This window comes from Pseudonocardia terrae (assembly GCF_021343995.1).
Taxonomy (GTDB): domain Bacteria; phylum Actinomycetota; class Actinomycetes; order Mycobacteriales; family Pseudonocardiaceae; genus Pseudonocardia; species Pseudonocardia terrae.
In genome coordinates this window covers 57,295-70,818 of record NZ_JAJTTE010000004.1, presented here as the reverse complement: position 1 = coordinate 70,818, position 13,524 = coordinate 57,295, and the positions used below count along the sequence as shown (strand labels likewise).

11 protein-coding genes are annotated in these 13,524 nt (G+C 76.6%); 2 read left to right on the top strand and 9 right to left on the bottom strand.

All coding sequences use genetic code 11. The annotated features are described in order from the left end of the window. Positions 1-6: 6 nt before the first annotated feature. The 3 genes from LWC33_RS03795 to moaC are packed head-to-tail and all read right to left on the bottom strand — an operon-like array spanning position 7 to position 1,447. A complete protein-coding gene (locus LWC33_RS03795; protein WP_233302790.1) occupies positions 7-462 on the bottom strand; it encodes a molybdenum cofactor biosynthesis protein MoaE in 456 nt (151 codons plus the stop codon). After that, positions 462-971, bottom strand: a complete 510-nt coding sequence (locus LWC33_RS03790; protein ID WP_233302789.1) for a MogA/MoaB family molybdenum cofactor biosynthesis protein — start codon at positions 969-971, stop codon at positions 462-464. The genes LWC33_RS03795 and LWC33_RS03790 overlap by 1 nt, the downstream gene beginning before the upstream one ends. After that, entirely contained in the window at positions 968-1,447 is a 480-nt protein-coding gene (gene moaC / locus LWC33_RS03785) for a cyclic pyranopterin monophosphate synthase MoaC (RefSeq protein ID WP_308190899.1), read from the bottom strand. Before moaC ends, LWC33_RS03790 begins: the two co-directional genes overlap by 4 nt. 412 nt (positions 1,448-1,859) lie before the next feature. Between moaC and LWC33_RS03780 the strand changes: the two genes are divergently transcribed. After that, positions 1,860-2,462, top strand: a complete 603-nt coding sequence (locus LWC33_RS03780) for a LysM peptidoglycan-binding domain-containing protein (RefSeq protein WP_233302788.1) — start codon at positions 1,860-1,862, stop codon at positions 2,460-2,462. Between the two features lie 81 nt (positions 2,463-2,543). Here the strand turns inward: LWC33_RS03780 and LWC33_RS03775 are convergent, their stop codons facing one another. Further along, positions 2,544-3,131 (bottom strand): nucleotidyltransferase family protein, encoded by a 588-nt coding sequence (locus tag LWC33_RS03775; protein ID WP_233302787.1) that lies wholly within the window; start codon positions 3,129-3,131, stop codon positions 2,544-2,546. Then, positions 3,131-3,310 carry a hypothetical protein gene (locus tag LWC33_RS03770; RefSeq protein ID WP_233302786.1) on the bottom strand — a complete coding sequence of 60 codons (180 nt, stop codon included), beginning with the start codon at positions 3,308-3,310 and terminating at the stop codon, positions 3,131-3,133. The genes LWC33_RS03775 and LWC33_RS03770 overlap by 1 nt, the downstream gene beginning before the upstream one ends. Positions 3,311-3,406: 96 nt before the next feature. On the opposite strand from LWC33_RS03770, the gene LWC33_RS03765 reads away from it, so the two are divergent. Further along, positions 3,407-5,650, top strand: coding sequence for a helicase-associated domain-containing protein (locus LWC33_RS03765; RefSeq protein ID WP_233302785.1), 2,244 nt, complete (start codon positions 3,407-3,409; stop codon positions 5,648-5,650). A gap of 61 nt (positions 5,651-5,711) precedes the next feature. On the opposite strand, the gene LWC33_RS03760 is transcribed toward LWC33_RS03765, so the two are convergent. The 4 genes from LWC33_RS03760 to LWC33_RS03745 form a co-directional block, all read right to left on the bottom strand. Then, the gene (locus LWC33_RS03760) at positions 5,712-6,314 is read right to left on the bottom strand and encodes a GTP-binding protein (protein ID WP_233302784.1); all 603 of its coding nucleotides are present in this window, start codon (positions 6,312-6,314) and stop codon (positions 5,712-5,714) included. Between the two features lie 34 nt (positions 6,315-6,348). Further along, the gene (locus LWC33_RS03755; RefSeq protein ID WP_233302783.1) at positions 6,349-7,026 is read right to left on the bottom strand and encodes a DUF742 domain-containing protein; all 678 of its coding nucleotides are present in this window, start codon (positions 7,024-7,026) and stop codon (positions 6,349-6,351) included. Between the two features lie 79 nt (positions 7,027-7,105). Continuing rightward, positions 7,106-7,528, bottom strand: coding sequence for a roadblock/LC7 domain-containing protein (locus LWC33_RS03750; RefSeq protein WP_037048693.1), 423 nt, complete (start codon positions 7,526-7,528; stop codon positions 7,106-7,108). 67 nt (positions 7,529-7,595) lie between these two features. After that, entirely contained in the window at positions 7,596-13,181 is a 5,586-nt protein-coding gene (locus LWC33_RS03745) for a nitrate- and nitrite sensing domain-containing protein (RefSeq protein WP_233302782.1), read from the bottom strand. Between the last annotated feature and the right edge of the window lie 343 nt (positions 13,182-13,524).

The following is a 13,524-nucleotide window of genomic DNA, read 5'->3' as shown; positions in this document are numbered from 1 at the left end:
GGTCGCTCAGGTCGAGTTGACCCACTCGTCCGTGCCGTCGGCGAAGGCCTGGTGCTTCCACACCGGGAGCAGCCGCTTGACCTCCTCGACCAGTTCCGAGCAGGTCGCGAAGGCCTCCTGCCGATGGTCCGCCGAGACCGCGCAGGCCAGGGCGACGTCGCCGATCGCGAGCCGCCCGACGCGGTGGCTGACGGCGATCGCGCGCACGCCACGTGCCCGGCCTGCGACGTCCCGCGCCACCTGCTCCACGACGGTCGCGGCGGTCGGATGGGCGCTGTACTCCAGCCCGCTCACCGACCGCCCGCCGTCGTGGTCGCGCACCACGCCGGAGAAGGTCACCACGGCGCCGGCCGCGGCGTCGTCGACGAGACGGGCGTGCTCGTCGACGTCGAGCGCCTCCTCGGTCACGGTGGCGCGCAACACCTTCACGTCCGAACCCGTGGGTTCGGTGATCCGCTCCATCAGTGGTCACCTCCGCGGAGTTGGTCGATCGCATGGTCGAGGACGCCGTCCAGCACGGCCAGTCCGTCCCGGACCCCGCCCGTCGAGCCCGGCAGGTTGACGACCAGGGTCCGCCCGGCCACCCCGGTGAGCCCGCGGGACAGCACCGCGGTCGGCACCTTCGGGGCGCCGTACGCGCGGATCGCGTCCGCGAGGCCCGGCACCTCGTAGTCCAGCACGGCGCGGGTCACCTCCGGAGTCGCGTCCGTGGGGGAGATCCCGGTACCGCCGGTCGTGATCACCACGTCCGTGCCGGCGGCCACGGCCTCGCGCAGTGCGGCCCCGACGGGCTCCCCGTCCGGCACCACGGTCGGGTCGTCCGTCTCGAAACCCTTGCCGCGCAGCCACTCCGCGATGATCGGTCCGCCCTTGTCGGCGTAGACGCCCTGGGCGGCGCGGTTCGACGCGGTGATCACGCGGGCGCGGCGCACGGCGGCCACGTCCGTGCCCGGCGACTCGAGCTCGCTCACGAGCGGTCCTCGGGCCGCGTCCAGGACCCGGTCTTGCCGCCCTCCTTGCTCTCGACGCGCACGGCGTCGAGCACGGCGGCGGGATCCACCGCCTTCACCATGTCGTGCAGGGTCAGCCCCGCCACCGCGACGGCGGTCAGGGCCTCCATCTCCACGCCCGTGCGGTCGGTGGTGCGCACCGTCGCCCGGATCCGCACCTCGGCCTCGCCGGGCTCGAGGTCCAGCGTGACGCCGCTCAGCGCGATCGGGTGGCAGAGCGGCACCAGGTCCGGGGTGCGCTTGGCGCCCATGATCCCGGCGATCCGTGCGGTGGCGAGCGCGTCGCCCTTCGGCAGCCCGTCGCGGCGCAGCAGGTCGACCACCTCCGCGGTGGTCCGCAGTACCCCCGTCGCGACCGCGGTGCGGGCGCTCGGCTGCTTCTCCGAGACGTCCACCATCCGGGCGGCGCCGGCGGCGTCGACATGGGTCAGCTCCACGGGGGAGACCCTACGTGCGACGTGACGACGGTCGCCGCCGGGGCCCGATCGAACTGTGATCTCAATCACAGCGACACAACCAAGTCGTTCCGAATCCGAACCGTTTTCTGGCCGTTATACGTATCTCTGACCAGGCGAAACGGCGACTACCACAGATTCCCGCGGAGCGGGGGCCCATGCGGCGGCGCGGAGCCGCTCCTGCTTTCGTCATCCGCCCGTCACACGTACGGTCCACCCCGGCTCAGGCGGACTCCCCCAATTGCCGCCCGGCCCCGGAACCGCAGCGCTCCCCTGTCCGGCGGTGACGGCCCCCGAAGCACCAAGCGGGACAGGGACGGAACACCCGGCGGCCACCCACCGCCGTCGCCGACCCCACGGCGACATTCCGCCGGCGCCGCGACGGAGACGTGTCATGGCCCGTTACCGCGGCAAGCACCGCAAGCCGTCCACCGCCGGTCGCACGATCGCCCGCACCGCCCTCGCCGGTGCCGTCGCCGGTGCCCCCCTGGTCGTTCTCGCGCCGTCGGCGAACGCGGCCAGCGCGTCGACCTGGGACCGCGTGGCCCAGTGCGAGAGCGGCGGCAACTGGAGCATCAACACCGGTAACGGCTTCTCCGGCGGCCTCCAGTTCACCGCGCAGACCTGGAGGGGCTTCGGCGGCACGGCGTACGCCCCGGCCGCCCACCAGGCCACCCGCGCCCAGCAGATCGCCGTCGCGGAGAACGTGCTGGCGAAGCAGGGCTGGGGCGCCTGGCCGGTCTGCTCGCGCAAGGCGGGCGCGACCGGCGAGTCGGCCAGCCCGGGTGCCGCGCCGGCACCGGCCGCGCCGGTGCAGGTCCGGCTCAGCGCCCCGGCGGCGCCGTCGACGGGCACCTACACCGTCAAGGCGGGCGACACCCTCGGCAAGATCGCGCAGGCGCACGGGATGGCGAACTGGAAGGACCTGCTCGCCAAGAACCCGGCGCTGACCTCGAACCCCAACCTGATCCTGCCGGGCAACGTGCTCCAGGTCTGATTCCTTCTCTCGCAGGCCTGGGACACACGCCCGGACCCCGGCCCACCCCGTCACCGAACCGGTGGCGGGGTGGTCGCCTTCTCAGGAGGTTCCGCGGGCGCGGGCGAGCTGCTCGGGGGTGTCCACGTCGTCCGGACGGGCGACGTCGCCACACTCCACCAGGACGAGGTCCGGATGGTCCTTCAGATAGCCGCGGGCCCCGGCGTCGCCACGGGCACCGGATGCCACCACGGCCCAGTGCTCCTGCCCCAGAAGGACGGGGTGGGCGGGGTGGCCGGCGTAGGCCGCCCGGGCGAGCGCGGCGGGGGCGGCCAGGGCAGCCAGGCGGGCGACCGCCGCGGGCGTGACGCCCGGCAGGTCGACGAGGTGCACGACGACCGCCTCCGGGGCCGGGTCGCGGGCCGCCAGTGCGGCCAGGCCGGCACGCAGCGAGGCACCCATTCCCTCCGCCCAGTCGGGCGCGAGGACGATCTCGGTGCCGCTCGGGACCAGCGGGCGGACGCGCTCCGCCTCGGCCCCGAGGACCACCGTCGACGGGGCGCAGCCGCCCTCCTCCAGGACCCGCAGGGCCCGGCGGACGAGTGGCTCGCCCCCCAGCTCGACGAGGGCCTTCGGCCCGCCCATCCGCCGGCCGGCGCCGGCGGCGAGCAGCAGGCCCCCGGCGGGCACTACTTGTTGATCTCGGTGACGGGGTGCTCGTACGGGACCTCGTCGAGCGGGAACTCGACGTCGCCGAAGGGGGACATGTTCCCCTGCACCGGTCCGAGGAGCTCGGTCAGCGGGTGCTCACCGTCGGGCAGGTCCGGCCAGTTCGGGTCGATACGTCCGGCCTTCAGCGGCTTCGCCACGGCTCTCCTCCACGGTGTCTCGTGCGCGGGCACCCCCAGTATCCCCGATCGGGCGCGCGGGCGGTGCACCCGTCCCGACGACTACCGTGGAGGGCGATGACCGCCCCCCTGGTCGACTGGCTGCGTGCCCAGGACGACGTGACCCTGGCCGCGCTGCTGCGGCTCCGGCCCGACCTGTCCGTGCCGCCGCCCGCCGACATCACCGTGCTTGCCACGCGCGCGGGGATCCGGGCCTCGGTGCACCGCGCGAGCGACGACCTCGACACCGTGGCCCTCGCCGTGCTCGAGGCGCTCGTCGTGGCCGATGCCGACCACGTCGCCGCCGACCGGGCGGAGGTCGCCCGGCTGCTCGGTCCGGACGTCACGGTCGAGGCCCTCGACACTGCTCTGGACGCCCTGCGCGCCCGTGCGCTGGCGTGGGGCGACAACGACGGCCTGCGGGTGGTCCCGGCCGCACGGGACGTCGTGCCCGCCTACCCGGGCAACCTGGGCCGCCGCGCCGGCGGGCCCGCCGCGTCGAGCGAGCTGCCCGTCCTGCTCGCCGGGCTGCCGCCCGAGGAGCGCCGGGTGCTCGACGCCCTGGTCGCCGGGCCGCCCATCGGCCGCAGCCGGTCGTCCGCGGAACCGGACAGCCCGGTCGGGCGGCTGCTCACCAAGGGGCTGCTGCTCCGGCTCGACACCGAGACCGTGGAGCTGCCGCAGCAGGTCGGGATCGCGCTGCGCGGCGATCGGCCGATGGGGCGGATCGAGGCCACGCCGCCGGCGCTGTCGACCCGCGAGTGGCCCGTCCCCCAGGTCGGCGGGACGGCCGGCGGCGCCGCCATGGAGCTCCTGCGACGCGTGGAGCGGCTGATCGAGCTGTGGGGTGCCACCCCGCCCACCGTGCTCCGTTCGGGCGGGCTGGGCGTGCGGGACCTGCGCCGGACCGCCCGCGAGCTGGAGACGGACGAGGCGGGCGCGGCGTTGATCGTCGAGGTCGCGCTGGCGGCCGACCTGATCGGGCAGAACGACTCGCCCAACCCGGACTGGCTGCCCACCACCGCCGCCGACGCCTGGGTGGGCTCCGGGATCGAGCAGCGCTGGGTCGCGCTGGCCCGGGCCTGGCTCGAGCTGCCGCGGCTGCCCGGGCTCGTCGGGCGGCGGGACGACGCCGACCGCCCCATCAACGCCCTCTCCGAGACGCTGCGCCGTCCCGTCGCGCCCCGCGATCGGCGACGCGTGCTCGATGCGCTGGCCGCCCTGCCGCCGGGCACCGCCGTCACCACGCCCGATGCGCTGGGGGACCTGCTCGCGTGGCGCGCACCGCGGCGGGGCGGGCGGCTGCGGGACGAGATCGTCCGGTGGACGCTGGAGGAGGGCACGCTGATCGGCGTCGTGGCCCTCGACGCGCTCGCCGAGCCGGGCCGGGCGCTGCTCGCCGCGCCGCCCGGGGAGAACGGGCCCGTGGTCGCCGCGCTGCGGGCCGTGCTGCCCGAGCCCGTCGACACCGTGCTCCTGCAGGCCGACCTCACGGCCGTCGCGCCCGGGCCGCTCGTCACCGCGCTGGCGCGGGAGCTGCAGCTGATGGCGGACGTCGAGTCCGCGGGCGGCGCCACCGTGTACCGCTTCTCCGAGGCCAGTGTGCGGCGCGCCCTCGACGCGGGCCGGTCGGTGACGGACCTGAAGGAGCTGCTCGAGGAGAAGTCGTCGACGCCGGTGCCGCAGGCGCTGAGCTACCTGGTCGAGGACGTCGGACGCCGGCACGGGCGGCTGCGCGGCGGTGCCGCCTCGGCCTTCCTGCGGTCCGACGACGAGGTCCTGCTCTCCGAGGTCCTCGCGCATCCCGAGACGGCAGCGCTGGAGCTGCGGCGGATCGCGCCGACGGTCGCGGTGAGTCCCGCCCCGCTCGCGGAGCTGCTCGACGGGCTGCGCGCCGCCGGGTTCAGCCCGGCCGCCGAGGACGCCAGCGGCGGGGTGCTGGACCTCGGGCCGCGCGGAGCCCGCACGGATCCGCGGCGGCCGCGGAGCCGGGCGGTGCTCGCCGACCCGTCCGAAGAACGGATCGACGCGGTGGTGGCCAAGATGCGGGCGGGCGATGCCCTGGCCGCGGCCCGGCGCGGCGCGGGGAACGCGTCGCCCGCCAACGGGTCCAGCCACACCCTGGCCACGCTGCAGGAGGCGGCGCGGGCGCGGCGCCAGGTGTGGATCGGGTACGTCGACGGCCACGGCGTGCAGGGCGAGCGGGTGCTCGCCCCGCTCACCGTCGGCGGCGGGATCGTCGAGGGGCGCGACGCCGTCGACGGCGAGGTCTACCGGCTGCCGCTGCACCGCATCACGCGGATCGCCCTCATCGAGGGCTGAGCACGGCGCCGATGCCCGAGCCGGCCGGGCCGGCTCGGGTCCGTGCGCGGTCAGCGGCGGGTCAGCGGCGGACGCCGGCCGCCATGCGGGCGGCCATGGCGTGCTGGACCAGCGCGATCAGCGTCTGCTTCGTGGACTCCCGGTTGCGGGCGTCGCACATGACGATCGGGATCGACGGGTCGATCGACATGGCCTCGCGGACGTCCTCGATCCGGTGCGGCTGCTGGCCGTCGAAGGCGTTGAGGCCGACGACGTAGGGCAGGCCCCGGTCCTCGAAGAAGTCGATCGCGGAGAAGCAGTCCGCCAGGCGTCGGGTGTCGACCAGCACGACGGCGCCGATCGCGCCGCGCACCAGGTCGTCCCACATGAACCAGAACCGGTGCTGCCCGGGTGTGCCGAACAGGTAGAGGATCAGGTCCGAGTCGAGCGAGACGCGGCCGAAGTCCATGGCGACCGTGGTCGTCTGCTTGTTCGGGGTGGCGCTCAGGTCGTCGTGCCCGGCGCTGGCCTCGGTCATCACGGCCTCGGTCGTCAGCGGGTCGATCTCCGACACCGAGCCGACGAACGTGGTCTTGCCGACGCCGAAGCCGCCCGCGACCACGATCTTCGCGGAGATCGTGGTGGGCCTCGGGCCCGGCCGGGGCGCCGGGGACGGGCGGGACATCGCCGGGGTGACCGGCGGCCCGCCGACGGGGTAACTAGAGCCGACGGAGTCCACTCAACACCCTTTCCATCAGTGCGAGGTCCGGCTCGTTGCCGGTACTGCTCGCGGTCTGGTGCACGGTCACCACGCCGAGCCCGGCCATGTCGCCGAGCAGCACGCGGGCGACGCCGAGCGGGATCGACAGCAGCGCGGCGACCTCGGCGACCGAGCGCGGCTGGTCGCACAGGTCCGCGACGGAGCGGTGCTCCATCTGCAGCATGGCGAGCTGCTCACGGCCCTGCGGGCTGGTCGAGACCAGGGTCTCGATCGCGAGGTCGAAGCCGGACTTGGTCCGGCCCCGGGTCCAGGCGTAGGGCCGCACCGCCGACGCCCCCGTGGGGACGGCGGGCGGGAGCGGCTCGTCCCGGATCGGTTCGATGGGCCCGGTCTGGTACCCGCCGTAGCCCGAACCCGCGAACGCGGCGTCCCCCTGGGAGTCCTGGTAGCCCTGGGAGTAGGCCACTTCGTTGGGGACCGGGCCGGGGGGCGGCGTGGGCGGGTACGCCGCCGGCGGCGGGGCCTGCGCGGCCTCCTGCCGTCCGGCCTCCTCGCCCCTCCGGCGCCCCCACCGGCGGCGCTTGCGCGGGCGCCCCGAGTCGAGACTGAACCCGTTCATCACGTCGGCGAACGTCGGCTCCTGCTGACGCGGTGCGTCATCGGGACCGCTGGTCATGAAAGCTCACCTGCCTCGTGCCGGTCGTTCGTGGACGGATGGACATGGGGTCGACGCGCGGGGATCCGGAGCCGGGCCCTCAGGGCCCGAAGGAGCCCTGCAGCTCGGCGCGCAGCTCCGGGGTGAGCAGCTGCCCGACGCGGTCGACCAGCAGCGTCATCTCGTAGCCGATCAGGCCGATGTCGCAGCTCGGCGACGCGAGCACGGCCAGGCACGAGCCGTCGCTGATGGACATGAGCAGGACGATCCCGCGGTCCATCTCCACGACGGTCTGCACCACGCCGCCCGCGTCGAAGCAGCGCGCCGCGCCCTGGGTCAGGCTGACCAGGCCGGACGCCACCGCGGCCAGCTGGTCGGCGCGGTCGCGGGGGAGCCGGTCCGACGCCGTGAGCAGCAGCCCGTCGGCGGAGACCACGATCGCGTGCGCGACCCCGGGGACCTTCTCCGCGAAGTTGGTGACCAGCCATCCGAACCGGCTGGGCTGGGTCTGTGGTGCGGTCACGCCGCGGCCTCCTCGACGTCGGTCGGGCCGGTGCCGATGGCCGCCCGTGCGGCCTCCTGCCCGATCATCACTTCTCCTCGTCCTGCTCGGTCGTGCTCCGGGTCTGCCCGGTGCCCGTGCCGCCCACCGCCGACTGACGGCGCAGCCGGCTCTCCCGGCCCTGCCGGACGCCCTGCTGGTAACTCGCCAGACGGCCACGGATGGCCTCGGCGTTGCGCGCCGGCCCCGACGGTGGAGCCAGTACCGCGGATCCTGCCGCGCTGCCCGGGACGAGCCGCGCGCGGGGCCTGCGTTTCGGCAGCCCGGCCTCCGTGGTCTCGCTCGCGCCGCGCTCGGACTCGGCCGCCGTGGCCGCCGCGGTCGCGTCGGCGACCCGCCAGCCCTCGTCCGCCGCCGTGGCGAACCCGCTGTTGCCGCCGGCCGGGCGCTCCGTGGACCGGAGGGGGTCGCCGGCGGACCCGCCGGACGTCCCCCGCGCGTCCGCGGCACCCTCGCCGTCCGTCCAGCGGACCGGGACGTCGCGGTTCGAGCGGAACCAGGCCGACGCGATCTCCTCGAAGATCGGTGTGGTCTGGCCGAGGTCGAAGCGGGACGGGCCCTCGGCCGACTCGTCCGGGCCGCCGGCAGGGGCGGTCGGGTCGGCCGGCGCGGCGCCGAGGGGGGCGGCGGGGCCCTGGGCGGCCGGGGTGCCCGGGCCGGTGCCGGTCGGGTTGGAGCCGTTCCCGTTCCCGGCCGGGCCGGTGCCGCCCGTGCCGTTCTGACCCGTGCCGTTCGTGCTCGTGCGGTCCGTACCGGTGCCGTTCGCGCCGCCGACGTTCGGGCCGGGGCTCGGGCGGCGGATCGGCAGGCCCGAGGCCGAGTCGGGGGGCACGCCCGGTGCGCCGGGGGTGCCGGTGCCGTAGGCGATGGCGCCGCCGTTGCGGTACGGGCCGGCGGGGTACGGGGCCGCGGGGCTCGCCGGGCCCTGGGGCGTTGGGCCCTGAGCCGTCGTGCCGGTCGGGCTCTGGGTCGCCCGGCCCTGGGCCGGGTCCTGCACCGCCGGGCCCTGGCCGGTGGTCCCCGCCGCCGGCGCGGCAGGGGTGCCGCCGGTCTGCTCCACGCCGGGGGTGACGGCGCCACTCGCGGTGTCCGCGTCGGTCGGCGCCGTCTCGTTGCGGCCGGGGGTGCGGTTGCTCTTCGGGACGCCGTTGATGCCGGACTGGCGGGTCAATGGCGTCCGCGACTCGAAGCCGCCGGGGCGGCGCAGCTGGCCGGTGCTGCTCGAGTCGGCGGGCGTGGAAGCCGAGAAGAGGGCCTCCGTGCCCTCGGAGGACGCCGACGTCGGGCGGGCGGGCCGACGCTGGGGCAGGCCCCCCGGGCCCGTCGGGTAGCTCGTGGGCCGGCCGGGCGCGGTGCCCGGGGTGCGCCGGGGGAGCCCCTGCGAGCCCTCGACGCCGGTAGCCGGAGCCTGACCGGGCCGGTCACCGTTGGAGGTCGGGCCGGGAGTGCCCGGGGTGCGCCGGGGCAGCCCCTGCGAGCCCTCGACGCCCGCGGCCGGAGCCTGACCGGGTCGGTCGCCGTTGGAGGTGGGGCCGGGAGTGCCCGGGGTGCGCCGGGGCAGCCCCTGCGACCCGTCGAGGCCGGCAGCCGGGGGCTGACCGGGGCGCTCGCCGTTCGGCGTGCGACGCGGCAGCTCGGAGCCCTCGGTGGCGCCCCGGGAGGCCGCCGCGGCCCGATGCCCCGGCCGGGCCTCGGGCTCCTCGTCGCGCCGCGGCAGCGCCGACGGCGGCCGGGTGGGCCGCTGCTCGCCGCTCACGCCGGGCGTGCGCCGCGGCAGGCCCGCCGCGGTCGGCGGGATGGCCCCGCCCGTCGGACGGCCGCTCGCGGCGGAGGTGCCGGAGTCGGAGTCCGCGCCGCTCGCGTCGGTGGCCGGCTCGGCAGCGGCGGTCTCGGTGGCGCTGTCGGTGCGCTCGTCCGCGCTGGTGTCCGCGCTGCTCGCGGCGCCGGTGTCGGGAGTGCCCGTGGCCGTCTCCGCGTCGGCGGCCGGCTCGTCGGACGCGCCCTCGGGCCGCGTGCCCTTTCCAGGCTCGTCGGTCCGCCCGGAGCGGATGCCGCCGATGCCGGCGAAGGCCGCCGAACCCGCGGCGAAGGCGGCACCGGTGCGGGCCGCGCCGTCGCTCGTGGAGCTCTCGCCGGTACCGGTCTCCTGGGTGCCGGACTCCTCCGTGCCCTTCGCGGTGTCGGTGCCCGACGCCGAGGGCGCGGGACCGCGGGACTCGACGGAGTCGTCGGTACCGGTGGCCGTGAGGCCCGTACGTGTCGCCTCCGGACCGGAAGTGGCACTGGCGGCGGCGTCCTCGGACCGGCCGTCCGCCTTCGTGTCGGACGTGGCGGCCTCGGCGCCGGCGCGCGCGCTGCCCGTGGCCGCGGAGCCCTGGCCGTGTGCACCAGCGCTTGCCGCGGTCCCCCCGCGGGGCGCGTCCGTACCGGTGGTGCGGGTCGCCTCGGGCGCACCGGCGGACGGCACTGTGGTGGCCGCATCGGCGGTCGGCGAGAAGGCGCCCGGCCGCGGACCGTCGGTCCCGACGACCGGGAACCGGCTGGTGGCGGGCGCGTCCGCGTCGCCGTCACCGTCGGTGTCGGTCTCGGTCACCGCCGGCGCGTCGGCCTTCGCGATGGCCGCGTCGGGTCGCGGCGCGTCGTCGTCCGCGTCGTCCGCGTCGCGAGCCCCGGCTGCGGCCGAGGTGCCCGTGGCGGGGGTGGTGTCGTCCGTGGAGGCCGAGCCCGCGGGCGGGGTGCGGTCGTCCGAGTCGCTGCCCGCGCGGTGGTCCTCGGAGTCCTTGTCGGACTTGCGCAGGCCCGCGGCACCGGCGAGGCCCGCAGCCGCACCGGCGAGCGCGGCCCCGGCCGCGGCCACGCCCCGGCCGAGCTTCTCGCCGGGCCGCTCGGAGCCCGTCGACGGCGCGTCGTCCTGCCCCTCGCGCCGGGCCTCGCCACGCGACGGCTCCTCGCCGGCCGGCAGGTCCGCCGGGCGCTCCTGCTGGCGGGTGCGGTCGGTCGCCTCGCCAGACGTGCCGCCCCGCGGCGTCCGCTTGGGCGGCGCGGTCGGGTCGCCGGGGCCGGAGGCGGCCGGGCGCTCACCGTGGAGGGCGTGCCCGTTGGTCGGACGGGTCGGCACGGCGGAGCCGTTCGGCGGGCGCCGCAGGCTCTCCACCGGCCACGGCCCGCGCTCCGGGCCGGCGGACCGGGCACCCAGAGCCTGCCGACCGGCAGGCCCTTCCGGGTTGCGGCCATCGGTCGGCGCGCTGCCGTCCTGACCGGTCTCGCGGGTGGGCGCGTCCGAGGGCGCCGTGGTCTCGCTCGTGCTCTCGGGCGTCTCCGCCTCGTCGCGGCGCCCGGCCGGAGGCGTCGCCCCGGTTCCGAAGGCGTCGAACCCGTCGTCCGGGCCGGAGCCGTCCCGCGGGGGCACGCCGCCGGGCCGGCGCTGCGGCAGGCCCTTCCCGTTGAGCGGGGGCGACGGCGGTCGCCCGCTGCCGAGTGCCGGGGCCGGGTTCATCGGTCCGTCGTCGCCGGCGACCAGGGAGGACAGCGACCGGGGCTGGCCCGAGCCGTTGCTGCCCGGGCGCGGCGCCGGGACGGTGCCGGGGGCCGGGGCGGCCGGGCTGCCGCCGAACGCGGACGCGCCCTGCCCGGCGGGAACCGCGGGAGCGACGCCCGCGCGGGCCGGCTGCTGCCGGTCGATCGGCTCGGCCGTCGGGACCAGCGTGGCGGGCACGGTGACCGACGCGGTGAGGCCGCCGGAGCCGCCCGTCATTCCACCGCCGAGCCGGATGCCCAGCCCGTGCCGGTTGGCCAGGCGGCCGACCACGAACAGACCCATCCGGCGCGATGCCGACACGTCGACCGCGGTCGGGGAGGAGAGGCGCTGGTTGGCCTCGGCGAGCTCGTGCTCCGCCATGCCGACACCGCGGTCGGCGATCTCCACGAGCAGCGAGCCGTCGCCCGCCCGGGTCGTGCTCATGACGACCTGCGAGTCCGGCGGGGAGAAGTTGGTGGCGTTGTCGAGCAGCTCGGCCAGCAGGTGGACGAGGTCGCTCGCGGCGCGCCCGGCGACCGTCGCCACGGGCGGCGGCTGCACGACGACACGCTGGTACTGCTCGATCTCGGACACCGCGGCACGGAGGACGTCGACCACCGGGACCGGGGCGACGTTGCGCTTCGCGAGGTCGGTGCCCGCGAGGACCAGCAGGTTCTCGCTGTTGCGCCGCATACGGGTGGCGAGGTGGTCCAGCTGGAAGAGGTTGGACAGCTGGTCCGGGTCCTGCTCGTTGCTCTCGAGCTGCTCGATCAGCTGCAGCTGGCGCTCGACCAGCGCCTGCGACCGGCGGGAGAGGTTGACGAACATGTTCGACACGTTCGACTGCAGCGCGGCCTGGTCGGCGGCGAGGCGGATGGCCTGCCCGTGCACGGCGTCGAACGCGCGGGCCACCTGGCCGACCTCGTCCCGGCCCGCGAGCGGCACCGGCTCGACCAGCGCGTTGAGCGGCTGCCCGGAGCGCATGCTCTCGACGGCCTGCGGGAGCCGGCGCTCGGCGACCTCGAGGGCGGAGCGGCGCAGCACGCGCAGCGAGCGGATCAGGCTGCGGGCGAGCAGCACGATGATCGCGATGCCGAGCAGCACGCCCAGCATGAGCAGCACGGAGTTGACGCCGGCCTTGTTGCTCGCGTCCGCCTGCGCCTGCGAGGAGGTGGCGGACAGCTCGTCGGCGACGCCGGAACCGGCACGGTCGACGACCTGGGCGGCCTGCTGGTAGGCGGCGTCCCAGGCCGCCGGGTCCGCCTGGAGGGGACGGTCGGTCGGCGTGGCCATGATCTGGGTCCGCAGCCGCTCGAGCTCGACGTTGGCCCCGTCGGTGGCGAAGTTGCCGTAGCGCGCGAACTCCTCCGGCGTGAGGCCCACCTGGTAGTCCGCGAAGGCCGCGGCGAACGCCGCGGACGCGCCCGTGACGGCGCTCTTGTCCTGCTCGCTCAGCCGGCCCGCGGAGATCGCGCCCGCCAGCACCGTGTGCTGCAGGGCCAGCGCCTCGCGGGCCTGCCCGGTCGCGACCAGCGCGTCGCCCAGGCCGCCGGCGTAGGTGGTCTCGCCCTGGCGGACCAGCGCCCGCTCCAGCACGTTCGTCCGCTGGACGATGGTCGTGTAGCGGGTGGTGACGTCGTCGACCCCGGCCGGCGATCCCGCCACGTCCGTGCGCAGCACGGGGAGCTGGGTGAACCCGCCCTCGGCCTGCTGCAGCGCGGTGGTGCCGCTCGCGTCGAGCAGGGAGGGGTCGGCCAGCGCCGACCGCACCTCGCCGAGCTTCGCGTCGGTGGCGGCCGCGGCCGCCGCGAGCGCGCCGCGGTCGCCCTTGCGTCCGCCGGCGACGAACAGCACGGCGCCGTTGCGCTCGGCCTGCAGCGCCTGCGCCGTGGCCGCGACGTCCTGCCGGATCTCGAGCAGGTGGTTGTCCCGGCCCAGCTGCTCGGCCACTCCCGCCTGGCCGGAGATGCGCAGCACGCCCAGCACCAGGGCCAGCAGGGTGGGCACGAGGCCCACGGCCACCAGCTTGGCGGCCAGGCTCCAGTTGCGGGGGTTCAGCCGCTCCGACCACGCGGGGTCGCGTTCGGTGCTGGTCACGTCAACGTCTCCCTGATGTGGCTCGCGACGACCTGACCGACCTTGACACGGGATCCCGACGATTCGCGCCCCACGGGCACCTGGCGGAGCCGAGGTGCCCGTTGGTAGCGGCCAGTGGCCGAGCGGCTCGCACGCGTGTTCGGCGAGGCCGGGGGCGGTGCGGGGGAGCCGGCGGGGAGCGGGGCGGTGATCGTCTGGGCCTTCCGGTCGGGGACCGGCCGCACGGCCCGACCCGGCCGAGGCCGGGCCCGGGACGCCGCCGGTCCGCTTCTCGTGCAGCGGTTTCCGCGACACGCGGCCGCTGGGGAGGCCGCCCGCCCGGAACCGGGGATAGGATCGTCGT